This window comes from Cupriavidus sp. H39, from assembly GCF_050271075.1.
In the GTDB taxonomy this organism is placed as follows: domain Bacteria; phylum Pseudomonadota; class Gammaproteobacteria; order Burkholderiales; family Burkholderiaceae; genus Cupriavidus; species Cupriavidus necator_B.
In genome coordinates this window covers 2,318,828-2,345,326 of the sequence record NZ_CP189846.1, presented here as the reverse complement: position 1 = coordinate 2,345,326, position 26,499 = coordinate 2,318,828, and the positions used below count along the sequence as shown (strand labels likewise).

The window sequence follows — 26,499 nt, the reverse complement described above, 5'->3', positions numbered from 1 at the left end:
AAGGCCGCGCGGGAACTTCAACCTCCTGGAGACAGCGATGCATCCATTCCGAAATGAAGGCGGCGGCTCCTGGTGGCGCGAGGATCGCGACGCCGATGAACCGCGCCGCAGCCGCGGCGACGACCCGCGCGGCTACGGTGAGGGGCGCTATGGCCAGCGCGGCGGCCCCGCGCGCGACTACGGCGAGGGCCGCTACGAAGGGCGCCAGCGGCATGACAGCGGCGCGCGCGAGCCCGGCTACTACGGCGGCCGCGCCAGCCCGGCGCAGCGGGTCTGGGAATCATCCGACCAGCGCCCGCCGTGGGAAGAAGACGAAGCCTGGCGCCGCGGCAGCGAGGTCCGCGACGAATGGGGCGACAGCCGCGCCGGGGCCGCGCGCACGGCGCCCCGCGGGCGCGACCGTGTCGGGCCCAAGGGCTACCAGCGCAGCGACGAGCGCATCCGCGAAGACATCTGCGAACGGCTTGCGCATGCGCGCCATGTGGATGTGCGCGACGTGGAAGTCGAAGTGCAGGGCGGCGTGGTGCGCCTGACCGGCAACGTGCGCGACCGGCGCCAGAAGTACTGTATCGAGGACATCGTTGACGATGTCTTTGGCGTGCAGGAGATCCATAACGCGGTGCGCCTGGGGGCGCCAGGCGCGTTCGGCGTGTCGGGCATCACGGAAGGCGCGCAGTCTGGGGCGCAGTCCGCGCAGCCCGGGCAGTCCGGCCAGGGGCATGTCAGCGGCGTCAGCAGTTCCGGCAGCGCCACCGGGTCCAGCGCCAGCAGCTATGGCGGCGGCATGGAAACCGGCAGCGGCGGGCCTGGTGCCGGCCGCGACACGACTGGCGGCACCACGCGCGTGGGCTGACGCAGCGCTATGGCGCCGGCGGCGCGCCCGCCGGCGCCTCGGCGGGCTGCGGCTCGGCCAGGCGGCGGTGACGCTCGGCCAGCACGTCCGCGGGCGTGACCATGGCAATGGCGGCGCGCAGCTTGTTCTGCCAGCCCGGCACCACCTCGCCCTCGCCGCGCATCATGGCATCGAAGCCGATCCGCGCCACCTCGGCGGGATCGGCCTTTTTCTGCTGGCCGAGCCGGGTATCGAGCAGATCCGCGCGTTCGAAGAAATCGGTTTCCGTGGCACCCGGCATCAGGCAGGTGACAGACACGCCGCTGTCCTGCAGTTCATGCCGCAGCGCATAGGAAAAGGAGTCGAGGAAGGCCTTGGTCGCGTTGTACACGGCCTGGCAGGTGCCCGGGACGAAGCCGGCGATCGAGCCCGTGATCAGGACGCGCCCCTCGCGCTGCGCGCGCATGATGTGGCCAACCCGGTGCAGCAGGTGCAAGGTGCCGGTCACGTTGGTCTCCACCACGCGCTGGATTTCCGTGAAGTCCTGGTCCAGGAAGGCATGGCCGAGGCCGCGGCCGGCGTTGGCGCACAGCACGTCGACGCGGCGGCCGCCCAGCGCGGCGCAGACCTGCTCCACGCCGCCGGGCGTCGACAGGTCTGCCATCAGCGCTGTCACCTCGGTGCCTTCGTTGCGTAGCTGCTTTGCTGCGATGTCGATTTGCGGTTCGTCGGCGGCAATCACCACGTCAAAGCCGCGGCGCACGCAGCAACGAGCCAGTTCGTAGCCGATGCCGGAGGACGCGCCGGTGACGACGGCAAGCGGGCGGGTATGGCGAAGCGCAGTGTCAGCCACCGAATCTCCTTGGGGTTGTGGGCCGTTTTTACTGGGCCGTTGTAAGGTTTAGCGACGCCTCACCCCACGCGCCGCCAGGTGCGCACGCCCATCCATACGCCCAGCAGCGCCACCAGCGTGACCAGCACCGCCAGCGTCACCGCGGTGCCGGGGCCGAGCCCGCCGAACCAGGCGTAGGCATCGGAGCGTCGCCACAGCACCCATGCCAGGGTGGCGGTGGCGACCACCAGGGCGGTCTGCGTGAGCGCATCGACCACGCGCATCAGGCCGCGCGCCGTGCCGGCAAGCGGATCGCGCCGGGCTTCTGAAGCGGTGATTTCGGGGTCTTCCATGGCTAGGGCTTGGCAACGAGTCTGTGAAGGAAGTGCAAGTCCCGTTCCCGAGCCTTGCGTCACGCCCGGCGTGCCACCATGATTTATTGACGCGATACTTCAAAGTGGCCAGCCGATGCCGATATAGGGTCCGGTGAAGTTAACGGGGCGGGGCGATGAACAGGTTCATTCACACGGTACTGATGGCGGCGGCGTGGCTGGGAGCGGCAAACGCCGCCGCCGCCAAGGCTGCCACGGCGGAGCAGTTCCGGGTACGGCTGCAAGTGGTGGAGGCCTGCACGGTGATCCAGGCCTCCACCCTTCATGTCAACTGTGCATTGCGTTCGCCCTATCGCATCCAGGCGGTTGGCGGCCTGACCACGACGCCTGCGGGTCGACCCTTGACGATGCTTGAAGTCTTTTTTTAATCTGCTTTAAATTCACCAAAAATGTAACATTTGTGAAACATGTTTGCAGCAATGCACTCGGCGTACCTAGACTTCCGCATAAGAAGAACACCGAGAACTCCACATGCGACACACCGCTATCCTGCGCGGCGTTGCGTGCGCCCTCAGTGCCATGCTCCCGCTGGGCCTGGGCGCGGCGACCAAGACCACTACCTTCCAGGTACGTCTGACGCTCGCCAATGACTGCGCCATCAGCGCGACCGACCTGGATTTCGGCTCGCAGGGCGTGCTGGCCGCGAACATCGACCAGTCCAGCAATCTGACCGTCACCTGCACCAGCGGCGCCGCCTACACCGTTGGACTGGACGCCGGCAGCGCTACGGGTTCCACCATTGCCAGCCGCCTGCTGATCGGGCCGGCCGCCGCCACGGTGCGCTATCAGCTGTACCGGGATTCGGCGCGCGGGCAGGTGTGGGGCAACACGCCGGCCACCGATACCATCAGCGGCACCGGCAACGGCACCGCGCAGACCATCCCGGTGTACGGCCGCGTGCCGCCGCAGACTACGCCGGCGGCCGGCGCCTATACCTCCACCGTCACAGCCACCATCACCTTCTAGGATGGCGCCCCGTTTGCCAGCGCGGGCCTGGTGGCTTGCCGCGGCACTCGCGCTGGGCGTGCCGGCTGGCGCCGTGTCCGCGGCGTCGCTGCAGATCACCCCCATCCGCGCCGACCTGCCCGCCGGCCCCGGCGCCGCGGCACTGACGCTGCGCAACCGCGGCGATACCCCGATCCATGCCCAGGTGCGCGTGTTCCGGTGGCAGCAGCGCGATGGCGACGACGTGCTGGAAGCCACCACCGAAGCCGTGGCCAGTCCGCCGCTGGTGCGCATTGCCGCGGGCGACGAACAGCTGGTGCGCATCGTGCGGCCAGGCACCACGGCGGCCGATGGCGAAACCACTTACCGGCTGCTGATCGACGAACTGCCCGACGCGACCGGCGCGGCTGACGCACCGGCCACCACCGGTGTGCGGGTGCAATTGCGCTATTCCGTGCCGGTGTTCGCCGGCACGCCCGCCAATGCCCCCCGCCCGCCGCTGCAATTTGCGCTGGTGCGCGACCAGGACACGTGGGTGCTGTCGGCCCGCAACACCGGGCGCATGCACGCGCAGATCAGCCAGGTGCAGCTGAGCACGGCCGACGGCCACGCCGTGACGCTGGCGCCCGGGTTGCTGGGCTATGCGCTGCGCAACAGCGGGCGCTCATGGCGGCTGGACAGCGCGCTGACCGCGCAGATACAGCGGCTGGCCACGCGCGCGCCGGGCCGGCCGGGTGCCATCACCGTGCGCGCCGTCGTCAATGGCGATCCGGTGCAACTGCCGCTGGATACAGGTGGAGATGCGCGGCGCGGCGGTTCGTGAGGGAAATCATGCGCATGGCCGGCAGGCCCGTGCCGGCGGCGGCGCGCGGCTGGCGCCGCGTCGCCTGGCAGGGCGCATGCCTGCTGCTGGCGTCGCCCCACGGGCTGGCACAGCCGCCCGCGCCCGATGCGCCGCGGCTCGCCGCGCCGCTCCAGGTCCCGGGCCCGGGTCCGGGCCCGGACATTGCCGTGGCGGGGCCGGGGACACAGGTGGTCTACCTTGCCGTGACCCTGAACGGCGTGCCGCGCGGATTGGTGGCGCGCTTCGAACTGCGCGACGGCATGCTCGCCACCACGCCTGAGGAACTGCGCCAGATCGGCCTGCGCGCGGAGGTGCTGCCCCTTGACCGCCATGGCCTGGTCTGGCTCGACGCCATCCCGGGGCTGCGCGTCAGCTACCGCCAGTCCAGCCAGGAAGCCGCGCTCGACGCGCCCGATGCGCTGCTGGCGCCGGCCATCGTCGGCACGCTGGCGCGGCCCGAGGCGCGGCTTTCCGGCGGCACCGGGCTGGTGTTCAGCTACGACCTCTACGGCGAGACTGGCCGCGGGCGCCATCTGGGGCTCTACAGCGAACAGCGCGTGTTCCACGGCCAGGGCGTGCTGTCCAACAGCGGCGTGGCCACCTGGAGCGAGGCGCAGGACCGCTATGTCCGGCTTGATACCGCGTGGACCTACACCAATGCCGCGACGCTCTCTTCCGTGCAGGTGGGTGACGCCATCTCTGGCGCGCTGAACTGGTCGCGCGCCCTGCGGCTGGGCGGGCTGCAGTACCGCCGCAACTTCACGGTGCGGCCGGACCTGGTGACGTATCCGGTGCCGCTGCTGGGTGCGTCGGCGGCGGTGCCCAGCGCGGTCGACCTCTACGTCAACAATGTGCGCCAGTACAGCGGCGAGGTGCCGTCCGGACCGTTCGTGCTGAACAACACGCCCGCCGTCAACGGCGCCGGCCAGGCGGTGATCGTGGTGCGCGACGCGCTCGGGCGCGATATCTCGACCACCATCCCGCTGTATATCGATACGCGCCTGCTCGCGGCCGGCCTGACCGACTTCTCGGTGGAGGCCGGCTTCTTGCGCGAGGACTATGGCCTGCGCTCGGCGGGCTACGGGCGGCAGCCGGCCGGCAGCGCCTCGGTGCGCCACGGGCTCAGCGAGACCCTGACGCTGGAAGGCCATGCCGAAGCCATGCCCGGCACTTACACCGTTGGCGGGGGCGTGCTGGCCAGCGCCGGCGGCTTCGGCGTGTTCAGCGCGGCGGCGTCGCTGGGCGCGGGGCGCGAACGCGGCGCGCTGTTCTCGCTCGGCTACCAGCTGCGCACGCCGGCCATCACCGTGGACCTGCAGGGCATACGCACGGCGGCCAACTACCAGGACCTGGCCGCGCGCAGCGGCGCGCCGTATCCGGATGGCCTGTACCGCGCCACGCTGTCGTGGCCGATGGCGCGCAACGGCAGCCTGGCGCTCAGCTACGTGCAGTTCGACGATGCGCAGCTAGGCGGCTCGAAGATCGGTTCGGTGGCATACACCGCACAGCTTGGGGGCCGCTACTCGGTCAATCTCAGCGCGTACAAGGATTTTGCCGGCAGTGGCGGGTCCGGCGCACTGGTGACGCTGACAGCCGTGCTGGGGCACGATACCTCCGCCAGCGTCGCGGCGGGCGTGGATGGCGGCAAGGCCAGCCTGTACGCCAGCGCATCGCAAAGCACGCCCTACGAGGGCGGCTGGGGCTGGCAGGCGCAGGCCAGCCAGACCGACGGCGCGCGCCGCTACCTGGCGCAGGCGCGCTACCGCGGCCGCTATGGCGAAATGTTCGCGGCGGCCCAGTCGAACGAGCGCGACGTCACCGGCGCCATCGACGTGACCGGTTCGGTGGTGGTGATGGACGGCGCCGTTCTGCCCGCGCGGCGAATCAACGAGAGCTTCGCGCTGGTGTCCACCGGCATGTCCGGCGTGCCGGTGCTGGTGGAAAACCGCCGCATCGGCGCCACCGATGGCAACGGCCACTACCTGGTGCCAGACCTGATGCCCTACCAGGCCAACCGCATTGCCATCGACCCGCTGGTGCTGCCTGCCGACGCGCGCCTCGACAAGCCGTCGCAGTACGTGGTGCCGTCATGGCACGCCGGCGCGCTGGCGCGCTTCCGGGTGGAACGCTTCCGCGGCGCGCAACTGTCGCTGGTGACGGACGCCGGGGAGCCCGTCGCCGCGGGCACGCCGGTCATGCACGTGGAGTCGGGCGCCACCTCGGTGGTCGGCTACGACGGCATGGTGTTCTTCGACAACCTGGCGGCGCACAACCACCTGGTCGCCGGCGAGCCGCAGCGGCGCTGCACCGCCAGTTTTGCCTATCCCGCCGCGCCGGCGGGCCCGATCCCGTCGCTGGGCCGCATCACGTGCCGCGGAGCGCAGCGATGAAGGCGGCGATGAGGGCGGCATGGCTGCTGCCACCCATGCTCGCCTGTGGCGGCACCGCTCTCGCGCAAACCTGCACCGCCACCGCGGCGGCGCTCAACTTCGGCAATATCAGCCCGGTGGTCGCCGCGGAGGTCAATGCCACCAGCACGATCTCGATTTCCTGCACCGGCTTCGTCCTGTCCAACGCGCGGGTATGCCTGAGCATCGGCGCCGGCGGCTCCGGCACGGGCTATGCGCCGCGCACGCTGGCCAACGGCACCGCGCTGCTGAACTTCAACCTGTCGCCGTCCAGCACCATGTCGCCGACGTGGGGCACGCGCACGGCCACCTCGACCAGCATCGTCCAGGTCGATATCCCGATGCTGCTGGGCGCGGGCAGCGCCACGGTGAACGTCTACGGGCGCATCGCCGCCGGGCAGACCACGCTCAGCGCGGGGACTTACCAATCCAGCTTCGGCGGTGCGCATACCGAGATGAACTACGCCGGCTATGCGCTGGTGGCGCCCAGTTGCACCACGGTCACGTCGCCGGTGACGCGGTTTCCGTTTACGGTCAGCGCGACGGTGATCCCGGATTGCGTGATCACGGCGACCGACCTGGACTTCGGCACTACAGGCGCGCTGACCGCCGCGCGCACCGGCACGGGTACGCTGACCGCGCGCTGCACCAACGGCAGCAACTACACCATTGCGCTGGGCGCGGGCACGTCGGCCGGTGCCAGCGTGGCCAGCCGGCGGCTGCAGCGCACCGGCGGGACCGAGCAGGTGGCCTACCAGCTTTACCGGGACGCCGCCTATGCCTTGCCGTGGGGTGACGGCACCGGCGGCACCTCCACGCAGAGCGGCACCGGCACCGGGCTCAGCCAGGCCTACACCGTCTATGGCCGCGTGCCGGCGCAGGCGACGCCGGTGGCGGGCGCCTATGCCGATACGATCACCGTGACGATCACCTACTAGGGCCAGCCCGGCCGATTCAGCCAACGCCCTTCGATGGCCGCGCCCAGGCTCAGCCGTCCAAGGTCCGGCAACGCGCCGCCAGGTAGTCGCGGAACTCAGCCGCGCTGGGAGACAGTGAGCGGCCCGCCCTGACGATGACTTCAATCTGGCGCTGCACCACCGGATTGCGCAAGGGCCGGAAACGCACCCGCCGCGATCCCATCAGCTTGCCCACATAGGCGGGCACTACGGCGACCCCGAGGCCGGCTTCAGCCAGGCCCACCGCTGTGCCCAGGTACTCGACCTCGAAGCGCGGGTTCACCTGTACGCCAGCCCCGCGCATGTGCTGGTCGATCAGCGCGCGCATGCCGCTCGCATGCGACATGGCAATCAATGGCAGGCCTTGCAGGTCCGACCACGCCGGTTCGCGGCGCCGTGCCGCCAGCGGCCAGGTGCTGGGCACCATCACGCCGAGCGGATGCCGCAGCATGGAGGTGCGGTCGAACTGCGCATCGGCTTCCGGAAAGACGCCAAAGCCAAAATCCGCATCGCCGCTCAGAACCCGGCGCGCGATCTGCTCCGGGGGCAGGTCGGCAATCCGTACCGTGATTGCCGGGTAGGCGTCGAGGAACTGCGCGATGCATTGCGGCAACAGCGTGGAGGCCAGCAGCGGGGTGGTCGCCACCGTAATGCGCCCACGCCGCTTGTGCACCAGTTCACGCGTATCGGCTACTGACTGCTCGACGTCCGCGACGATGCGCGCCGCGCTCAGCAGGAACTCGTTGCCCGCGTCCGTCAGCGCGAACCGCCGCGTCGAGCGGTCGATCAGCTGCAGCCCGAGCTGCGCTTCAAGTTCCCGGATCTGCAGGCTGGTGGCCGATTGGGTCAAATGGAGCTTGGGCGCGGCCGCGGTGAAGCCGCCACTGCGCGCCACTTCCACGAAGGCACGCAATTGCCGCAGGGTGACGTTCATCTGTTTTCCTCATGAATGGGCGAGATCCATCATGGACACAGCATATCTTAAGCCGCGGCCTTTGTAGCCGGCTCCCGCACAGGTGGCGACGGGTTCATATGCCGATTTCCCGGCCGGCGGCGCTCTGCTGCGAATGGCGAGTATTTTCTATTAATCCATTAAATTTAATCGCTTGCTCAATGGCATGGGATCCGATGAAATGCATGCCATACAGCGGGAAGACGGCACGCACAAGCACGTGCCGCGCCTTCTGGAAGCCACTCGGGAGACGCTAAATGCAATACACCTTACGCCGCCGGATGCTCATTGCGGTGATGGCCGCCTCAGCCTGCCTCGCCGCGGGCGCGATCAGCGCACCCGCGCACGCGCAGACCACGCAGCCGGCCTCCGCCGCCCAGCTCGACGCGTTGCTCAGCAAGCAGGCCATTACCGAGCTGATCTACAAATACCCGCGCGCGCTGGACCGGCTGGACCGCGACCTGCTGTTGTCGCTCGCGCACCCGGATGCCCGCATGCAGTTCGGCAAGCGGGCCTTTCCGTCCTGGTCCGCCTACGTCGACTGGCTGATCAAGGCCCACACCGACATGCTTGGCAGCAATCACCGCATCAGCAACATCCTGATCGAGGTGGATGGGGACCGCGCCGTGAGCGAATCGACCGGAACCGCGACCTTGCTGGTCAGGCAGGAGGGCCGCGAGGACCAGTATGAAGAGCGCTGGATGCACTCGCGCTACCTCGACACGTGGTCGCGCCGCGCAGGCAAATGGGCCCTCGACAGCCGCCATACGGTAACGGATTACCGGCGCATCAGCTACGTCCCGGCTGAGGACGTCAAGAAGCGCTACGAAGTCCTGCCGAAAGCGGGCAAGGCGGATCCGTCGTACGCGCTGTTCGGCCACCAATAAGCGCGAGCGTGCCACCGGCACCCGAGCGCCTCAGCCAGAACCGGAGACCGAGATCTTGCACACCCATTGCCACCATGACGCCTGCCGTTCGCGGCGCCACTTTATCGGTGCGCTCGGCACGCTTGGCGCCGCGGCGCTGTTGCCCCCGGGCCTGAGCCTGGCACAGGCGCCGGCCGCGGGCGCTGGCCGTATCGACTTCCATCACCACTATTTCTCGCCGGCGTGGGTCAGGCTGGTCGAATCCAAGCATGCCATCAAGCCGGTGCTGGGCTTTGACCAGTTCAAGAGCTGGTCGATCGCCAGGGACCTGGAGGCGATGGACCGCGGCATGGTCGAAAAAGCCTATCTGTCGGTGACGCAGCCCGGGGTCTGGTTCGGCGATCCGCGCGAGACGCGCGCTGCCGCGCGCGAGATGAACGAGTTCGCGGCCCGGATGAAAGCCGACCACAAGGGACGCTACGGCCAGTTCGCGGTGCTGCCGCTGCCCGACGTCGATGCCGCACTGAAGGAGATCGAGTACGCGTTCGACACGCTCGGTGCCGACGGCGTCGGGCTGTTGTCCAGCTATGACGACCAATGGCTGGGCGACAAGGCCTTTGCGCCAGTCTGGGCCGAACTGAACCGGCGCAAGGCGGTGGTCTACATCCATGCCACCGCGCCGGGGTGTTGCTCGTGGGAGTTCCAGCCGGGCATCCTGCCGACCTTTGTCGAACTGGGTTCGGACCTCGCGCGCGCCATGGTCAGCCTGGTGCATGGCGGTACGGCCAAGGCGACGCCCGATGTCAGGTACATCTGGTCGCATGGCGGCGGCAGCATCTGGGCACAACGCTACCTGGTCGGCGAGACCACCGCCTCGCTGGCGCGCGAAGCGCCTCCCGACTCGCGGCTGTACCAGTTCCGGCGCTTTTTCTATGACACGGCTGCCGCGGCCGATGCGATCCACATGGGCATTCTCAAGCTGGTCGTGCCACCGACGCAGATCGTGTTCGGATCGGACTACCCCTGGGTGGAGCCGGCGAAGATCGTTGCCGGGCTGCAGACCTCCGGACTGACGGCGCAGGAACTGCAGGCCGTGCTGCGCGACAACGCGTTCCGGGTGATGCCGGAACTGCGCCAGCAGCTGGCCGCGGCGCGCGGCCAATGAAACCAATCAAGGGCGAGGCCACCATGAAAGCAAAGTGGATCAGATGGTGTTGGGCAGTGCTGTGCGTGCTGCCGGTATGCGCGGGGGCGCAGTCGTATCCGACGCAGAACGTACGGATCGTGGTGCCTTACGCGCCGGGCGGCGGCATCGACGCGATGGCGCGCGTGCTGGCCGAGCGGTTGCAGCAGAAATGGGGCAAGCCGGTGATCGTCGAGAACAAGCCGGGAGCGTCGACCATCATCGGCGCGGTGGCCGTGACCAAGGCGCCGCCCGATGGCCATACCTTGCTGCTGACCAGTGAAGCCACCATTACCAGCAACCCGTTTCTCTTCGACAAGCTGCCCTACGATCCGACGCGCGAGCTGATCCCGATCTCGCAACTGGTCAGCCTGCCGCAGATGGTCGTTGCCAATCCGTCCGTGGCCGCGTCGAACCTGAACGAGCTGGTGGCGCTTGCGCGCGCCAGGCCGGATTTGCTCAGCTATGCCAGTTATGGCTCGGGCAGCCTGCCGCACTTGTTCTTCGAGGGGGTCAAGGCCCGTCGCGGCGTGAAGATGACGCAGATCCCCTACAAGGGCATCACGCCGGCGGTGACCGCGGTGCTGTCCGGCGAGGTGCAACTGACGCTCGCGGGCGTGCCGGCGGCACAAGGCTACCTGCGCGCCGGCAAGCTGAAGGCGCTGGCGATTGCCCGCCGCGAGCGCCTGCCGGAGCTGCCCGAGGTGCCGACGCTCGCCGAAGCCGGCTTTGGCGACATCGATCCGCATGAGTCCTGGTTCGGGCTGTTCGCCACCGGGCGCACGCCCGCATCGGTAGTGCGCACGATCGCGCAGGACGTCGCGGCCGTGACCGCGGACGCGACCTTCCGCGAGCGCTACGTGACCGCGCGTGGCTTCGATCCGGTGTTTTCCACGCCCGAAGCCTTCGCCCGGTCTATCCAGGCCGACCGCCGCCAGAAAGAGAAGCTGATCCGCCTGACCGGCGCCAAGGCCGAATAACTGCCACCCCGAGACCAGACAGGGAGCCGGAGTCCTCGATGCCGCATAACAACAACAGGTACACCGCAGGGCCCAACCAGCCTGGCGCGGCGTTCATCATCCGTGGTGGTCATGTGGTCACCATGGACCCCGCGCTGGGCGAACTGCCGGATAGCGACGTGCTGGTCGCCGATGGCGAGATCGTGGAGATCGGCACGGGCCTGCACAGGCCTGGCGCCACCGAAATCGACGGCGGCGGCATGATCGTCATGCCGGGGCTGGTCGATACCCACTGGCACCTGTGGAACAGTTCACTGCGTGCGCTGGTGCGGGGCGACGACCCGCACCAGGGATACTTCCCGGTGACCTTGCGCATGGGTCCGTACTTCTCGCCGGAGGATTCGTACCATTCGGTTCGCCTTGGCCTGGCCGAAGGGATCGCATCCGGCATCACCACGGTGAACAACTGGTCGCACAATACGCGCAGCCCGGCCCATGCGGATGCCGAATTGCGCGCCATGCACGGCATGGGCGTGCGCGGGCGCTTTTCCTACGGCTGGGGCCAGGACCTCGCGCTCGACCAGCCCATGAACCTCGATGACCTGGCGCGGGTGCAGCGCGAAGGCACGCCGGACGCCGCGCTGCTAACGCTCGGCGCGGCCGTGCGCACGCCGGTGGCAAATCCGCGCGGCGCGGTGCCGGTCGAGCTGCTCAAGGCGGAGATGGCGGCCATCCGCGCGCTTGGCCTGCCCATCACCATGCATGCGCGCCCGGGCGTGGTCTCGGTACTGGCGCGGCATGGTTTGCTGGGGGCGGACCTGCAGCTGGTCCACCCGCAAGGCATCTCGCCGGAAGAGGCGGGCATGCTGGCCGCGGCAGGCACGAGCTTTTCGTGCTCACCCGTGATCGAGATGCACTACGCCCAGGCAACGCGCGGCGAGATCCAGTTCCAGGAGCTGCTTGACCACCAGGTGCCGCAGAGCCTGTCGGTGGACAGTTCCGCCGCATCGGCCAATGCGGACTACTTCAGCTGCATGCGGGCGCTGCTGTGGTCGCACAAGCAGCGCTTCGGCAGCAAGATTCCGCTGCCGCCGCGCCGCCTGCTCGAACTGGCCACGATCGACGGCGCCCGCGATCTCGGCCTGGATCACCGCATCGGTTCGCTGACGCCGGGCAAACGCGCCGACATCATCCTGGTGCGCACCACCGACGCCAATGTCGCACCGATGATCGATCCGCTCCACACGCTCGTGTATTCGGCCCAGCCGTCCAATGTCGATACCGTCATGGTCGACGGCAAGGTGTTGCTGCGCAACGGCCGCCACTGCGGCGTCGACGTCGATGAAATTGTCCGCGCGGCAGCGGCGTCGATCCGGGAGCTCAGGGCGCGCTTCGGGCAGGCGGCCTGATCGCCACGACATTGCAAGCAGGCGCGGCACGCCGCCGCGCCGAAGAACAGGAGAGAGACCAATGAAACGATCGAGAGCCACGGCAGCGCTCTTCGCCGCCTGCATGCTGGCAGGTACGGCCCAGGCGGCCGATTACATGGAGCAGGGCGAGCGCATCAGGGGGCGCTCCTACTCGCCCGCGGTCGTCACCGAAGGCGGGCGCACCGTCTGGCTGGCGGGCGAGACTACCATCACCGACCTGAACGGCAAGGACATCAAGGGCGACTTCGATGCGCAGGCCCGCACCGTCTTTGCGCTGATCGACCAGACCCTCAAGCGTGCCGGCGGCAGCCTGAAGGACGTAGTCAGCATGACCGTCTATCTCACCGACGCACGCAACGGCGCGGCGTTCTCGAAAATCCGCAGCGAGATGTTTCCTGAGCGGAATTTCCCGGCCAGCGCGCAGATCACCGTATCGAACCTGGCAGTGCCCGGGATGCAGGTCGAGATCCAGGCGATTGCCGTGATCGGCGACAAGTGTTCGAAACAGACCCGGTGCTTGCCGCGCTGACGCAGGCCGCACATCGCAGGCCCGCCCCGATAGCGGCCTGACCGTTGCTCCGTCGCCGCCCCGCTAGCCGGGGCGGCTGGTCGTTGTTTCCGACCGCCGCGTCATCGCCATTCGGCATGCGTCATGCCCGGCGCCGGCTTCACGCGTCCTCAGCCGACACGTGCCGGCCGCTTTCTCCCCTTTCGTGCCTTTCGCCGCGCGCGTCCCGCACCGTTCCCCGGCGCATCCATTGCCCGCCACGGCCACAACGCGGGGCGCGCGGTGCCGTGCTCCGGGCCTCTGCGCTCCGCTGTTTTCGCCTATCTCCGGGCCAATCTGTTGAATGAGGTTTTCTTCTCAATCTATTAAATTTAATCGTTTGATCAATGGGCGGGATTCGACTGAAATCCAGGTACGGACGCTTCGGAACAGGGGCGCCGCACAGGCAGGGAAGACAGGTCGCAGGCGACCGTCGATCCGGGGCACAGGTCTTTGACAATGAGAAGAAGGGGAGGAGACGCAGTAATGAACAAGATCACATGCATGGCGGCCGCAGCGGCAATGCTGCCCGCCATGGCCGCAGCCCAGTCCGTGACGCTGTACGGCGTCGTCGATACGGGGATCGAGTACGTCAATCACGTTGGTCCCGGTAACGACGCCGTGGTCCGGCTGATGGGCAACACTGGCATGGTGCCGTCACGCTGGGGGTTGCGTGGCACGGAAGACCTTGGCAACGGCTGGAAGGGCGTGTTCGCGCTGGAATCAGGCTTTCTGATCGACAGCGGCACTTCCACCATGGGTGGCCGGCTCTTCGGCCGCCAGGCATGGGTGGGCCTGAACGGGCCGTGGGGCCAGGTGGCCTTCGGGCGCCAGAACTCGATGCTGTTCTGGTCCTACCTGGACTCGGACATCCTCGGCCCGAACGTGTTCGGCTCCGCCAGCCTGGACAACTACATGACGTTCGGGCGCGCCGACAACGCCGTCTCGTACAAGGGGACGTTCGGCGGCCTGACGGTTGGCGCGACCTACAGCTTCGGCCGCGATACCGTCAATGCCGGGCCCAGCCCCGCCGGCACCAATTGCGCGGGGGAGAACCCGGCCGACCACCGCGCCTGCCGCCAGTGGTCCGCGCTGCTGCAGTACCAGACCAACTGGTGGGGCGTGGCCGCGGCCTATGACGAAATCCGCGGGGGCACCGGGGCCTTTGCCGGCCTGACCTCAAGCAGCATGGCCGACAAGCGGCTGGCGATGACGGGCTATGCCATCCTCGACCGGGCCAAGCTTGGCGCCGGCGTCATCCGCCGCGACAACGATGCCAGCAGCACGCCGCGCAGCGACCTGTGGTACGTGGGCGCGGCCTACGACATCACGCCTGCCTTCACCCTGGCGGGCCAGGTCTACACGCTGCGCTACCGGCACAGCAGCAACCGGGCAATGCTCTATGCGGTGCGCGGCAGCTACGCCTTTTCGAAGCGGACTTCGGTCTACGCCACCGCCGGCTACCTCGACAACAACGGCCAGCTGGCCGTGGCCATCGACGGCTCGGCGACCCCGCCCCGAGGCGCGTCGCAGCTCGGCGCCATGGTCGGCATCAAGCACGTCTTCTGAAGCCCGAGGGCAGCGGCGCGCGCAGGGAACCGCGCGTCGCCAGCCCTCACCTTGACAAGCAAGCAGGTCCACACATGAAAGCATTGACAGCCCCTTCCATTGCCCGTTCGCCGGGAACGGCCGCCGCGCTGATCGGCGACGAGCACTCCGTCACCGACGTGGTGCTGCAAGCCATGGCGCAGACCACGGACCCCAGGCTCAGGCAGGTGCTGGACGCGCTGGTAGTCCATTTGCACGACTTCCTGCGCGAGGTCCGCCCCACCGACCAGGAATTCGAGTTTGCGCTGCGCTACCTCGTGGCGCTGGGGCAGGCGACCAATGCCGTCAACAACGAGGTCGTGCTGGCCGCCGATGTACTGGGCCTGTCCACGCTGGTGACGTTGATCAACAACGGCACCGCGGCCGGCAGCACGCCGGGCGCATTGCTCGGCCCGTTCTATCGCGGCGGCGCGCCGCACTACCGCAGCGGCGACTGCATCGTCCAGGACCAGGCGCCGGGAGTGCCGCTGTTCGTGTCCGGGCAGGTGCGTGCCAGCGATGGCACTGCGTTGGGTGGTGCGCTGGTCGAGGTCTGGCAGGCTTCTCCGGTGGGCCTCTATGACAACCAGGATCCGACCCAGCCGGACCGCAACCTGCGCGGGGTGTTTCATGCAGACGGCGACGGCCGCTACGGCTTCCGCACGGTGCGCCCCGCCGGCTATCCCGTGCCCACCGCGGGACCGGTGGGGACCCTGCTTGCCGCGCAGCAGCGTCATCCGTACCGGCCCGCGCATCTCCATTTCATCGTGGCCGCGCCGGGCTACCGCACGCTGGTCACGCAGGTGTTCGCCGACGACGATGCCCATCTGCGCTCCGACGTCACGTTCGGCGTGCACCAGAGCCTCGTCGGGCGCTTCGAGCGGATCGACAGCGGCCAGAGCCCATGGGGCGAAATCCGCGCGCCGTTCTACACCTTCCACTTCGATTTCGTGCTGGAACCGGGTGACCAGGTGTTCCCCACGCCGCCGATCGACTGAGCGCCGCCATCCGGCTCCAGCTTCCATTCCCGCAGGGCTTCCATGACACAGTCTGAGATTCCATTCCCGCAAGGCCAGTCCTTGCCTCTCGCCGGCCGGGTTGCCGCCATTCTCGGCGGCACCGGCGGCATCGGTGCCGCCACTGCGCGCAAGCTGGCAGGGCTGGGTGCCAGGGTCGCGGTGGCCGGCCGCAGCCTGCAGGCTGCCGCGGCCACCGCGGCCGCGCTGCCCGGCGACAGCCATATGGGCGCCGCGGCGGATGTCGGTGACAGCGCCTCGCTGCGGCAGCTGGCCGAGGCGATCCAGGCGCGCTACGGCCGCATCGACATGCTGGTCAACAGCGCCGGGTTCACGCAGGCGGTTGCGCATGCCGACCTCGACGCGCTGAGCGACGAGCTGATCGACCGCATCTTTGCCATCAACTGGCGCGGGCAGTTCGCCGCGATACGTGCCTTCGCGCCCTGGCTGAAGGCCAGTGGCGCCGGCCTGGTCGTCAACGTCGGCTCGATCGCGGGCGAGACCGGGCAGGGCAGCAACGTGGCTTATTGCGCAGCCAAGGCCGGACTGGACACCATGGCGAAGTCGCTGGGCCGCGCGCTGGCCCCCGAGATCCGCGTGCTCAATGTGTCGCCGGGCGTGGTCGATACCGACTTCGTACCCGGACGGGACACCGCCTTCAACGAGCGCGCCGCGCGATCGACGCCGCTGCGGCGGATCGGCTCGGCGGCGGGTGTCGCCGACGCGATCGCGGCCTGCGCCACGTCACTGGATTTCGCCACCGGCACCACCATCGTGGTCGACGGCGGCCGACGCCTGGGCTGAACGCCGCGGCCATCGGCGGCGCTCCGCCAGTCTGTTGCCTGAAACTTCAAAGCCATACGCCATGCATTCGCGCAAGACCCTCATCACCTGTGCCGTGACCGGCAATATCGTGACCCGCGAGCAGCACCCCGGACTTCCGGTGACGCCCGAAGAAATCGCCACGGCGGCACTGGACGCAGCCGAAGCGGGCGCCGCGGCCGCGCACATCCACGTGCGCGATCCCGAGACGGGACGGCCTTCGATGCTGACCGAGTACTACGCCGATGTGATCGACCGCATCCGCAAGCGCAACCGGCAGCTGATCATCAACCTGACCACGGGCCCCGGCGGCCGCTTCGTGCCGAGCGAAGACGAGCCGCGCGTCGCGGCCGCCGGCACCACCTTGCTGCATCCCCTGAAGCGCGTGGCCCACATCGCGGCGCTGCGGCCAGACCTTTGTTCGCTCGATCTCAACACCATGAACTCGGGCGCCGACGTGGTCATCAGTACGCCCGCCAATGTGCGCAAGATGGCAAAGGTGATTCGCGAGGCGGGGGTCATGCCGGAACTCGAGATCTTCGACTCGGGCGACCTGAACCTGGCGCTGGACCTGATGCGCGAGTCGGTGCTGGAAGGGCCGGGCCTCTGGACCTTCGTGCTGGGCGTGAAGTACGGCTTCGCGCCGACCCCCGAGACGATCTTCTACGCGCGCAACATGCTGCCGGCGGGCGCGCACTGGTCGGCGTTCGGCATCGGCCGCACGGAGTTCCCGGTGGTGGCGCAGGCGTGGCTGGCGGGCGGCCATGTGCGCGTGGGGATGGAGGACAACCTCTACCTGGAGAAAGGCGTGCTCACGCCCGATAACGCCGCCCTGGTCGCCAAGGCGCGGGACATCGTGAAGTCGCTGGGCGGAGAGGTCGCCAGCGCGAGCGAAGCGCGCCGGACCCTCGGCCTGAGGGAGCCTTGAGCAGGCCCCGGCAGCCGGGCGCCGCGCAGGCCGCGCGGCACCGAACCTTATTAGAAAGGAACCGATAGATGAACACCATTCTTGTCAGCCAGAGGGCTGCCGACATCGACGCACTGGAACTGCAATGCGTGGCGCAAGAACCGCCCAGGGCCGCGCCAGGCGAATGCGTGGTCGAGGTCGCCAGCGCCGGGGTCAATCCCAGCGACGTCAAGGCGACACTCGGCCTGATGCCGCACGCCGTCTGGCCCCGCGTGCCCGGCCGCGACTTTGCCGGGATCGTGATCGACGGGCCGCCGGAGCTGGTCGGCAAGGCCGTCTGGGGCAGCGGCGGGGAACTCGGCATCCGCCGCGACGGCACGCATGGCAGGTACCTGAAGGTGCCGGTGCAGTCGGTGCGCGAGAAGCCGGAGGCGGTATCGCTGCTGGAGGCCGGCGCGGTCGGCGTGCCGTTCATTACGGCGTTTGAGGGGCTGCGCCGGGCGGGCCTGCCCCAGCCGGGCAGCGTCGTGCTGATCGGCGGCGGCAATGGCAAGGTGGGCCAGGCCACCGCGCAGATCGCGACTGCGTTGGGGGCCCGCGTCTTCGCCGTGGAGCGCACCGCGCAGCCCTATCGCGGGCATGCGAGCGCCCCGGTGCGCATGATCGATGCGTCGGCGCAGGACATTGCCGCCGTGGTGCGCGACGAGACCGGCGGGCACGGCGCCGATATCGTCTACAACACGGTGGGCAGCCCCTATTTCGCCCAGGCCAACCAGGCCATGGCAACGGGCGCGACGCAAATCTTCATTTCGACCATCGAGCGGCCGGTGCCGTTCGATATCTTTGCCTTCTACCGCGGCCAGCACACCTATGTCGGCATCGATACGCTGGCACTGGACAGCGCAGCCAGCGCCGCGATTCTCGATACGCTGGCGCCGATGTTCGAGGACGGCCGGCTCAAGCCGTTCGCCGTGGATCCGGACCACGTCTTCACGCTGGACCGCGCCAAGCAGGCCTATCGCCTGGTGTTGCAGGGTGCGCCGGGACGCGTGGTGCTCAAGCCATGAACGTCACGCGTTTCGACGCCGCCCCGGCCTACTATCCGCCCGGCCACGACGGCATGCGGTGCCTGCGGCTGCAGGGCCACGAAGCCGGTGCCTCGTCGGACCTGTGGCTTGGCGTGTCGGTGATCTTGCCCGGCGGAAGTACGACCCAGGATGCGGCCATGGTGGAAAAGCACTACGTCGTGCTGGAGGGGGCGGTCACCATCAGCGCCTCCGGCGAGCGGGTGGTGCTGGGGCAATATGACTCGATCAGGCTGGCACCGGGCGAAGCGCGCAAGGTGGAGAACACCGGCAACCGCCCGGCGCTGCTGTTGCTGGCGATGCCCCATGTCTGAGGCGACGTGGCCGCGCGGCCGAATGACGGGAAGCCGTATCAGAACACGCCAAGGCCCAGCCCTGCCGCCAGCCCCTCGCCAAGCTCGGCACAACGCGCCAGGTCGGGCGCGTCGATCTGCTTTGGGGCGAGGATCCGCTCCGGCGTCTGTGCATGCGTGCAGACGATCAGCCCGGGCGCAACGCGGTTCAGGCGCCAGCCGGTGGCGATGCGCTCGAGCTGGCGCAATGCGTTCTGGCCATCGCTGCCGGCGCAGATCATGGCGGCGTAGGGTCTGCCGTTGATGCGGTCCAGCGCGGCGTAATAGCAGCGGTCGAAGAAGTCCTTCATCATGCCCGCCATCGCCGCCAGGTTTTCCGGCGTGGCGAACAGGTAGCCATCCGCGGCCAGCACATCGTCGGGCCCGGCTTCGGCGGCGGTCTTGAGCACGACCGCGACGCCGGGCTGCCCGCGGGCCGCATCGGCCGCGGCCGCGGCCATCTGCCGCGTGCCTCCGGTCATGGTGTGATAGACGATCAGCAGCGTTTTCATCCGTGCAGGTGGGCGGGCGCGGCCGGGTGCCGCACGTCGGGGCACTGTAGCACGCCATCCGCGCGGGGGGCGACGACGGGTGTCGTAGAATCCGGCTGGCAAACATGCCATCCTTCCATGCCGCTTCAGTCGAGCGTCACGCCGGTATCCGCGGTCAGCCTCAGCACCACGGGCAGGTAGGCCTTGTAGGCCGCCTCTGCCTGCGCCGGCGTGGTGCCGAGGGGCTCCGCGCCCATGTCCACGATGCGCCGCTGCATGTCGGCGCTGGCGACCAGGCTGGCGGTCTCGCGGCCGAGGCGGTCGATGATCTCCTGCGGGGTCTTCGCCGGCGCCATCAGCGTGAGCGGGCCGGTCAGCCGGAACGGCTCATCGGCATAGCCGGCTTCGGTAAAGGTCGGCACTTCCGGCAGCGCCTGCGCGCGCCGCATGCCGGTGACCGCGAGCGGGCGCAGCTTGCCGGTGGCGAAATGCTGCTTGAGCGCCGTCACCGATCCCACCGTCACGTTGACCTGGCCGGCCAGCAGGTCGGTCACCATCGGTCCTTCGCCGCGGTAGGGCACGTGCAGCATGTCGACCTGGTATTGCCTGGCGAAATAGGTCTGGATGGTATGCGGCTGCGTGCCTGCGCCCCAGGAGCCCATGCGCAGCTTGCCGGGCGAGGCCTTGGCATAGGCCAGCAGCTCGGCCACGGTCTTCGCGGGCACGCTGCTGTGGACGGCCAGCACGGTGCGCGCGGTGGCTATGTCGGAGACCGGGCGCAGGTCGGTGCGGGGATCGTAGGGCAGCTTCTTGTACAGCGCCAGGTTGGACGTAATCGGGCCCGGAATCGTCATCAGCAGGGTATAGCCGTCGGGCGCCGCCTTGGCGACGTAGTCGGTGCCGATGATGCCGCCGGCGCCGCCCTTGTTTTCGACCACCACCGTCTTGCCCAGCTGGCGCGACAAGCCGTCGCCGACGGCGCGTGCCAGCGTATCGGTGAGGCCGCCCGGCGGATAGGCGACGATCAGGTGGATGGGCTTGGCCGGGTAGGTGCCCTGCGCGGCCGCGGCAACCGGCATGACGGCGAACGCCGCGACGCTGAGCCAGCGCAGCGCGGCCTGCAGCATTGCGCGGCGCGGCCGCGGCGAAGAACGGACAGCGGTCATCATGATGGCGTGGTCTCCTTTCTGGTGGGATGTCACCGGTGGTCTTGCGGGGAAGTCTTGCACGCGTCCGCTAATCCAGCTTGATGCCGCGTACCTGGATCAGCTTGCCCCACTTGCCGATCTCCTGGTCGATGAAGGCCGAGAACGCGGTGCCGCGCTCGGGATGCGGCTCCAGGCCAAGGCCAAGCAGCTTGTTGCGGGTTTGCGCATCGGCCAGCACGGCCGACGCTTCGCGGTTCAGCCGCTCGGTGACGGCAGGCGGCGTTCCGGCCGGCGCGACCAGTCCGAACCAGCCGTAGCCGACCATGCCCGGATAGCCCTGTTCGGCGAAGGTGGGCGCATCGGGATAGACCGGCGTGCGCTGTTCGGAGGCCACCGCCAGCACGCGCAGCTTGCCGGCCTTGATGAAGGGCAACGCCGAGGTGATGGCGGTCAGCGTGGCATCGGCGCGGCCTGCCAGCAGTTCGGTATAGGCGGTGGCGTCGCCGCGGTAGTGGACGCTCAGCAGCTTGAACTTGCCGACCTGCCCGAACAGCTCGGCGGTCAGGTGCGGACCCGAGCCCGCGCCGGGCGAAGCCACCGTTACGCCGTCCGGCTTTTCCCTGGCCATGCGTACGAAATCCGCCACCGTGCGCGCCGGCGAGCTGGCATTGACGATCAGGAAGATGGGCCCCAGCACGCGCGGTCCCACTGCGACGAAGTCCTTGTGCACGTCGTAGCGCTGCGCAATGCCCGCGGCGGTATTGATGGCGAAGGGCGCGGCCGCCCACAGCAGCGTATAGCCGTCCGGCGCGGCGTGCGCCACATGCTCCGTGGCCAGCCGCGTGCCGGCGCCGGGCTTGTTTTCGACCACCACTTGCTGGCCCAGCTTGCTGCCCAGCGCGTCGGCGAGGATGCGCGCCGAAATGTCGTTCGAGCCGCCGGCGCCATAGGGCGACACCAGCTTCACCGGCCGCGCCGGATACGCCTGCGCCTGCACCTGGCCGCTCAGGCACAGCAGGGCGACGCTGGCCGTCAGCACGGCCCGGGCGAAGACAACGGTTCGGTTCATGAGGGTTCCTTGATGCGGCGAATGGCGGGGTAGCGGAAGGTGCGCTCCAGGTGCGCGGTGCCGGGGACGTACAGGCGCAACGCCACGTAGAACGGTTCGGGCGGGGCGGGCAGCCAGTTGCCGGCGCAAGCGGGGTCCGCCGGGCCGCGCGCGCCTATCACGATGTGCAGGCTGCCATCCGGCGCGGCGCGCAGGCCCGGCGAGCGGTCCCCCAGCGAATAGCGTTGCAGCGGGTTCTCCGCCAGCATGCAGTCCGATTTGCGGTACATGGTCAGCGACCAGAACGCGCCCACCTGCGGCAATCCTTGCGCCGGGAACACCAGCTCGTACTGATGCGTACCGTTCAGCGGCAAGCCGTCGGCATCGCAATCGGCCATCAGGTACATGGCTTCCTCGACGCCGAGTGCGCCGATGTAGTTGCGCGCCACTTCGGCGCGCAGCGCGTAGTGCGCGCCGAACGAAATGCGGATGTCCACCGGCAGGGACCAGCCGCCGCCCAGCGCGGAAGCCCTGGGCGCGGCCAGTTCGGCATCGACCTGCACCAGTGCCGCCGCCAGCTCCGTGCGTTGCGCCGGAGTCAGCGGCGCCGCGCTGCCGATGCCGACCTCGGCGAAGCTGCGCACCAGGCCGACTTCGGCTGCCGGCGGCGGGTTCTCGGTCAGCATGCGGTTGACGATGGCGGCGTAGCGGTCGGGATCGGCCGGTCGCTCGCCGGCGTGCATGCCGGCGTCGATGACTGTCGCGGCAGGGTTGCCGTCGGGCCTGCGCAGGTGGATGCCGTCCTGCAAGGCATGCGCGCCCGCCAGGTCGGCTTCGCCGTCGGCCAGGATGCGGCCGATGATCCAGACCGCATCGGTGGGGCAGGGCAGCGGCGTGGCGCCGGCCGGCACCTCGCCGCGCCAGGCGGGCCCGTGCAGCAGCCAGGTGCCGCCTTGCGCGCCGGTGGTGCGGGTGCCGATGTAGCCGAACGGATTGGTATAGGCGTCCAGCAGCCCGAGCACGTAGTAGCGGCCGTGGCAGTCCGGCACGTCCAGCAGCAGCGGGCCGCGCGACAGGTCGAGCCAGGCGTTGGTGTAGAGCGTGTCGTTGTTCGGCGTGACGACCTGCCGGTGCTGCGGGCCGAGCAGCGCGCGCACGTGCGTGACGGTGTTGATCCAGCGCAGCGTCGAGTCCGGCCCGTCCCCGGCAAAGGTGCCGGCGCTGTCGCGCCGCGGACAGGTGGCGGCACGCATGCGCGCCATTTCGTACAGCGGCAGCGTGTAGCGCACCGCGTCGCGCGCTAGCGCGTCGAGGGAAGTGTCGTGGATGCCCATGGGCTGGCTCCTTCAGGCGATGCGCCGCAGCGGCGGGATCACGTATTCCCCGGCCATGAAGCCGTCGGTAGGGTGGTACAGGCGCAGGATCAGGTAGAACGGGGCATCCGGTGCCGGCAGCCAGTTCTCCGGTGCCTGGGCGGGGCGCTGGTGCGAGATGGTCAGCGTAAGGCCGCCATCGCTGTCGTATTGCAGCCCCGGGCTGCGGTCGCCCAGCGCATAGCGGCCGATCGCGTTGTCGGTGAAGAAGCGGTCGGCGCCGTAGAGCGATACCGACCAGAACGCCTGCGCCGGCGGCAGGTGTCCGGCGGGGAAGTGTAGCGTGTAGGTGTGGCGGCCATGCAGCAGCTCGCCATCGGCATCGTAGTCGGCGGCGGCGTACACCGCTTCGTCGGCGCGCAGCGCGCCCAGGCCCTTCATCGCGGTCACGGCGCGCTGCATCCAGTCGTCGCCATAGCGACCCAGCAGCAGGCTGTAGGTCCAGCTCCTGCGCGCATGGCTGCGGGTGTTGGCTTCGATCAGCGCCATGCCTTCGCGCCACGCGCGCACCAGGCCCTGTTGCACCGCGGGCCGCAGCGCGCCCACGTCGACCGGCTCGCCCGCGCGGATGCCGCACTTGCGCAGCAGCGACAGCAGGCCGGCCGCGGAAGGCTCGGCCGGATATTCGCGCAGCGCGTTGAAGACGTTGGCGAAGAAGTCGAGCGCGGGCTCGCCGCTTTCTTGCCAGTCGCGCACGCAGGCGGGTTGCCGCGCGGTGCCGCCGGACAGGCGGAAGCCATTCTCGAAGGCGCTGGCGGCCGCCAGGTCGTCTGGGCCGGTCACCAGCACGCGGCCCAGCAGCCAGACCAGCGAGGTGGGGCAATGCACCACGTGCGCGCCGTCGGCATGCTGGCCGGGGCCGGCCAGCACGATGTCTGCGCCCGCGGCAGGCACGTTGCGCGGGCCCAGGTTCTCGAAGTTGTTGGTCCAGGCGTCCAGCAATTCGACCACGTAGTAGCGGCGCGTATCGGGCAGCGCGGGCACATGCAGCGTGACGGGACCGTCGGCGAGGTTGACCCAGGCGCAGAAGTAGAGCAGGTCATTGGCCGGCGTGACGATGTCGCGGTCGCGGTGCGTCCACGGCTGCGTGCTGGCCGACAGCGTGTTGACCGGCGCGCGCCCGTAGCCGGTGGCCTGCGCCACCGAGGTCTGCAGCCGGCAGGTGCGCAGGCTTTCGAACAGCGGGTAGGTGGCCAGCACCAGCGGCAGTGCCGCCGCGGCGGTCAGGGCTTCCTGCGGGGTGTCGATGGGGGCGCCGGCAAGGAAGGGCGCAACGGGTTGGTTCATCGGGTGGTCTCCTCGGTCGGTTCGTTTGCGTGGCGGTCCGGCTCCGCCGCATGCAAGGTCACCACGGCATCGGCGGCAACCACGCCTCCGGCCGTGACGATCAACGGATTGATCTCGAGCGTATCGAGCCGTGGGCCCAACGCGGCTGCGGCTTGCGAGACGCGTACCAGCACCTCGGCGACCGCATCGGCATCGATCGCGGGATGGCCGCGGTGGCCGGACAGCAGTGCCTCGGCACGGCTCGCGCGCAGCATGGTGCGCGCGCGGGCGTGGCTCAGCGGCGCCAGGCCGAACGCGGTCTGGCGGAAGATCTCCACCGCGGTGCCGCCGATGCCGGCCAGCGCCACCAGGCCGAACACCGGGTCGCGCCGCACGCCTACCATCAGCTCGCCCCAGCCGCGCACCATGCCGGCGACCAGCGCGCCATCAAAGCGCGCGGGGGTGCCGTGGTTGGCCGCGGCGGCCTGCACCTGCGCGAAGGCTGCGCGGGCCGCCTGCGCGTCAACCACGTTCAGCACCACGCCGCCGACATCGCTCTTGTGCAGGATGTCGGGCGAGCACAGCTTGATCGCAACGGGGTAGCCGATGGACTCGGCGATGCGCGCGGCCTCGTCGGCATCGCGCGCCAGCCCGTGCGGCGCGGTGGGGATGCCGCACGCGGCGAGCCATTGCATGGCTTCAGACTCGGACAGGGCGGTGGTGCCGGGCGGCAGATCCGGAACGGGCGGGGTGGGCGCGGCAGGGGCCGATGCGGGGGCTGGCGCCCGGGCGGCGGCTGCCTGCGCCGCGGCGCGGGCCAGCACGGCCACGGCCTGCACCGCCTGTGCCGGTTCGCGGAATACCAGCGCGCCGCGCGCTTCCAGCCAGCGGCGCTTGTCGTCATCGACCAGGCCGCTGAACAGCAGTGGCGCCGCGCTGCCGCTGCGACAGAGGGTCTCGACGGTTTCCTGCAGCCCGGGCCAGATCCGCGGCGCGCCAACGCCGCCGGCAAGGAAGGCCACCACGCTGCCGTAATCCGGGCTTTGTGCCGCGGCGGCGATGGCGTCCAGCAATACCTCCGGCTGCGCCACCACATGGCCGGTGACGTCGATGGGATTGGCGGTGCTGGCGAACGGGATCGCGCTGCGCAGCGCCGCCGCCGCCGTTTGCGGCATCGGCGGCAGCGGCAGGTCCAGCGCCTCGGCCTGGTCGGCCATCATGATGCCGACGCCGCCGGACACCGTCACCAGCGCGACCGGCGTGACCGCATGGGTCGGTTCCTTCGCCGAAGGCTGCCACTGCGTCGGCCTGCGCCCGCGCGACAGCACGTAGCCAAGCCGGAAGAAGTCATCGAGCGTATCGGCGCGGAACACGCCGTACTCGTCGAACACCGCCTGGTAAACCGCGTCTTCGCCGGCCAGGCTGGCGGTATGCGATTGCGCGGAACGCGCGCCGGCTGCGGTGGTCCCCACCTTGGTCACCACCACCGGCTTGCCCGCTGCCCGCGCGGCCGCCAGCGCATGGCGCAGGCGGTTGCCGTCGCGGCAGCCTTCCAGGTAGGCGAGGATCACGCGCGTGGCATCGTCACTGGCCATCCATTCGATCACGTCCGCCACGTGCAGGCCGGCTTCATTGCCGGTGGTGACCCAGTGGCTCAGGCCCAGCGCGGCCTCGCGCGCCAGCGCGAAGGCATAGGCACCAAAGGCGCCGCTCTGGCTGACCAAGCCGACATCGCCGAGCGGCGGCAGCCCGCTCAGCGGGATCGGCGAGAAGGTGGCGAACACGCGCTCGCGCAGGTTCATCGCGCCGAGGCAGTTGGGTCCCACCAGCGTGATGCCATGGGCCTGCGCCAGCGCCGCCAGTTCCGCCTGCAGCGCGATGCCGTCGCCGCCGGTCTCGGCAAAGCCCGAGGTGAAGAACACCGCGGCGCGCGTGCCGTTGCGCGCCAGCTGGCGCATGGCGTCGAGGCTGGCACGGACCGGCAGCGCCACGATGGCGAGGTCGGCCGGCGTGTCGAGCGCGTCCAGCGTGGGCACCGCGGCCAGCCCCTGCACTTCGCTGGCCGTGGCATGGACCGGGACGATGCGTCCGGCGTAGCCCAGTTCGCTCAGCAGCCGCACCGGCATGCCGCCCACCTTGTCGGGCTGGGTCGAAGCGCCGATCACGGCGATGGTGCGCGGTTGCAGCAGTGCGCTCAGGTCTGGCATCGGTGGTCTCCGTATTTCCGTTTGCGTGCGCCGTCACGTAGTGCCCCTTGCGGGCTGGCGCCGCGCCTCTT

26 protein-coding genes are annotated in these 26,499 nt (G+C 69.4%); 17 read left to right on the top strand and 9 right to left on the bottom strand.

Translation table 11 applies throughout. The features are described 5' to 3' along the window. The first annotated feature begins 37 nt into the window (after positions 1-37). Positions 38-853, top strand: a complete 816-nt coding sequence (locus ACOCMH_RS11040; protein ID WP_427307012.1) for a BON domain-containing protein — start codon at positions 38-40, stop codon at positions 851-853. Positions 854-860: 7 nt separating this feature from the next. On the opposite strand, the gene ACOCMH_RS11035 is transcribed toward ACOCMH_RS11040, so the two are convergent. Next, positions 861-1,685, bottom strand: coding sequence for an SDR family NAD(P)-dependent oxidoreductase (locus tag ACOCMH_RS11035; RefSeq protein WP_427307011.1), 825 nt, complete (start codon positions 1,683-1,685; stop codon positions 861-863). Between the two features lie 59 nt (positions 1,686-1,744). Next, the gene (locus tag ACOCMH_RS11030) at positions 1,745-2,017 is read right to left on the bottom strand and encodes a hypothetical protein (RefSeq protein ID WP_116358270.1); all 273 of its coding nucleotides are present in this window, start codon (positions 2,015-2,017) and stop codon (positions 1,745-1,747) included. A gap of 155 nt (positions 2,018-2,172) precedes the next feature. Here ACOCMH_RS11030 and ACOCMH_RS11025 point away from each other — a divergent pair, with 155 nt between their 5' ends. From ACOCMH_RS11025 to ACOCMH_RS11005, 5 genes are all read left to right on the top strand, one after another. Further along, entirely contained in the window at positions 2,173-2,424 is a 252-nt protein-coding gene (locus ACOCMH_RS11025) for a hypothetical protein (RefSeq protein WP_427307010.1), read from the top strand. 151 nt (positions 2,425-2,575) lie between these two features. After that, entirely contained in the window at positions 2,576-3,022 is a 447-nt protein-coding gene (locus ACOCMH_RS11020; protein WP_427308434.1) for a Csu type fimbrial protein, read from the top strand. Positions 3,023-3,035: 13 nt separating this feature from the next. Then, a complete protein-coding gene (locus tag ACOCMH_RS11015; RefSeq protein ID WP_427307009.1) occupies positions 3,036-3,824 on the top strand; it encodes a fimbrial biogenesis chaperone in 789 nt (262 codons plus the stop codon). Positions 3,825-3,838: 14 nt separating this feature from the next. After that, the gene (locus tag ACOCMH_RS11010; RefSeq protein WP_427307008.1) at positions 3,839-6,235 is read left to right on the top strand and encodes a fimbria/pilus outer membrane usher protein; all 2,397 of its coding nucleotides are present in this window, start codon (positions 3,839-3,841) and stop codon (positions 6,233-6,235) included. Next, positions 6,232-7,191 carry a Csu type fimbrial protein gene (locus ACOCMH_RS11005; RefSeq protein WP_427307007.1) on the top strand — a complete coding sequence of 320 codons (960 nt, stop codon included), beginning with the start codon at positions 6,232-6,234 and terminating at the stop codon, positions 7,189-7,191. The genes ACOCMH_RS11010 and ACOCMH_RS11005 overlap by 4 nt, the downstream gene beginning before the upstream one ends. A 49-nt stretch (positions 7,192-7,240) precedes the next feature. On the opposite strand, the gene ACOCMH_RS11000 is transcribed toward ACOCMH_RS11005, so the two are convergent. After that, positions 7,241-8,143, bottom strand: coding sequence for a LysR family transcriptional regulator (locus tag ACOCMH_RS11000; RefSeq protein WP_427307006.1), 903 nt, complete (start codon positions 8,141-8,143; stop codon positions 7,241-7,243). 275 nt (positions 8,144-8,418) lie between these two features. Here ACOCMH_RS11000 and ACOCMH_RS10995 point away from each other — a divergent pair, with 275 nt between their 5' ends. The 11 genes from ACOCMH_RS10995 (at position 8,419) to ACOCMH_RS10945 (ending at position 18,877) form a co-directional block, all read left to right on the top strand. Next, a complete protein-coding gene (locus tag ACOCMH_RS10995; RefSeq protein WP_427307005.1) occupies positions 8,419-9,048 on the top strand; it encodes a nuclear transport factor 2 family protein in 630 nt (209 codons plus the stop codon). A 55-nt stretch (positions 9,049-9,103) separates the two neighbouring features. Continuing rightward, on the top strand, positions 9,104-10,192 hold the full coding sequence (locus tag ACOCMH_RS10990; RefSeq protein WP_427307004.1) for an amidohydrolase family protein: 1,089 nt from the start codon (positions 9,104-9,106) through the stop codon (positions 10,190-10,192). Beyond that, entirely contained in the window at positions 10,189-11,190 is a 1,002-nt protein-coding gene (locus ACOCMH_RS10985; RefSeq protein WP_427307003.1) for a Bug family tripartite tricarboxylate transporter substrate binding protein, read from the top strand. Before ACOCMH_RS10990 ends, ACOCMH_RS10985 begins: the two co-directional genes overlap by 4 nt. A 38-nt stretch (positions 11,191-11,228) precedes the next feature. Then, positions 11,229-12,578, top strand: a complete 1,350-nt coding sequence (locus ACOCMH_RS10980) for an amidohydrolase family protein (protein ID WP_427307002.1) — start codon at positions 11,229-11,231, stop codon at positions 12,576-12,578. Between the two features lie 61 nt (positions 12,579-12,639). Further along, positions 12,640-13,128 (top strand): RidA family protein, encoded by a 489-nt coding sequence (locus tag ACOCMH_RS10975; protein WP_427307001.1) that lies wholly within the window; start codon positions 12,640-12,642, stop codon positions 13,126-13,128. Positions 13,129-13,632: 504 nt separating this feature from the next. Then, positions 13,633-14,715, top strand: a complete 1,083-nt coding sequence (locus ACOCMH_RS10970; RefSeq protein WP_427307000.1) for a porin — start codon at positions 13,633-13,635, stop codon at positions 14,713-14,715. Between the two features lie 74 nt (positions 14,716-14,789). Further along, the gene (locus ACOCMH_RS10965; protein WP_427306999.1) at positions 14,790-15,731 is read left to right on the top strand and encodes a dioxygenase; all 942 of its coding nucleotides are present in this window, start codon (positions 14,790-14,792) and stop codon (positions 15,729-15,731) included. A gap of 42 nt (positions 15,732-15,773) precedes the next feature. Beyond that, positions 15,774-16,553 (top strand): SDR family NAD(P)-dependent oxidoreductase, encoded by a 780-nt coding sequence (locus ACOCMH_RS10960; RefSeq protein WP_427306998.1) that lies wholly within the window; start codon positions 15,774-15,776, stop codon positions 16,551-16,553. A gap of 61 nt (positions 16,554-16,614) precedes the next feature. After that, complete coding sequence (locus ACOCMH_RS10955) at positions 16,615-17,499, top strand: 3-keto-5-aminohexanoate cleavage protein (protein WP_427306997.1); 885 nt, start codon at positions 16,615-16,617, stop codon at positions 17,497-17,499. 68 nt (positions 17,500-17,567) lie between these two features. Next, positions 17,568-18,545, top strand: coding sequence for a quinone oxidoreductase family protein (locus ACOCMH_RS10950; RefSeq protein ID WP_427306996.1), 978 nt, complete (start codon positions 17,568-17,570; stop codon positions 18,543-18,545). Then, positions 18,542-18,877 (top strand): cupin domain-containing protein, encoded by a 336-nt coding sequence (locus tag ACOCMH_RS10945; RefSeq protein WP_427306995.1) that lies wholly within the window; start codon positions 18,542-18,544, stop codon positions 18,875-18,877. The genes ACOCMH_RS10950 and ACOCMH_RS10945 overlap by 4 nt, the downstream gene beginning before the upstream one ends. A gap of 38 nt (positions 18,878-18,915) precedes the next feature. Here the strand turns inward: ACOCMH_RS10945 and ACOCMH_RS10940 are convergent, their stop codons facing one another. From ACOCMH_RS10940 to ACOCMH_RS10915, 6 genes are all read right to left on the bottom strand, one after another. Further along, positions 18,916-19,407, bottom strand: coding sequence for a flavodoxin family protein (locus ACOCMH_RS10940; RefSeq protein ID WP_427306994.1), 492 nt, complete (start codon positions 19,405-19,407; stop codon positions 18,916-18,918). A gap of 125 nt (positions 19,408-19,532) precedes the next feature. Next, positions 19,533-20,555, bottom strand: coding sequence for a Bug family tripartite tricarboxylate transporter substrate binding protein (locus tag ACOCMH_RS10935; protein WP_427306993.1), 1,023 nt, complete (start codon positions 20,553-20,555; stop codon positions 19,533-19,535). A 67-nt stretch (positions 20,556-20,622) separates the two neighbouring features. Next, positions 20,623-21,603, bottom strand: coding sequence for a Bug family tripartite tricarboxylate transporter substrate binding protein (locus ACOCMH_RS10930; RefSeq protein WP_427306992.1), 981 nt, complete (start codon positions 21,601-21,603; stop codon positions 20,623-20,625). Further along, positions 21,600-22,916, bottom strand: coding sequence for a DUF1254 domain-containing protein (locus ACOCMH_RS10925; RefSeq protein WP_427306991.1), 1,317 nt, complete (start codon positions 22,914-22,916; stop codon positions 21,600-21,602). Before ACOCMH_RS10925 ends, ACOCMH_RS10930 begins: the two co-directional genes overlap by 4 nt. Before the next feature lie 12 nt (positions 22,917-22,928). Beyond that, positions 22,929-24,242 carry a DUF1254 domain-containing protein gene (locus ACOCMH_RS10920; protein WP_427306990.1) on the bottom strand — a complete coding sequence of 438 codons (1,314 nt, stop codon included), beginning with the start codon at positions 24,240-24,242 and terminating at the stop codon, positions 22,929-22,931. Next, entirely contained in the window at positions 24,239-26,428 is a 2,190-nt protein-coding gene (locus ACOCMH_RS10915) for an acetate--CoA ligase family protein (protein WP_427306989.1), read from the bottom strand. Before ACOCMH_RS10915 ends, ACOCMH_RS10920 begins: the two co-directional genes overlap by 4 nt. Between the last annotated feature and the right edge of the window lie 71 nt (positions 26,429-26,499).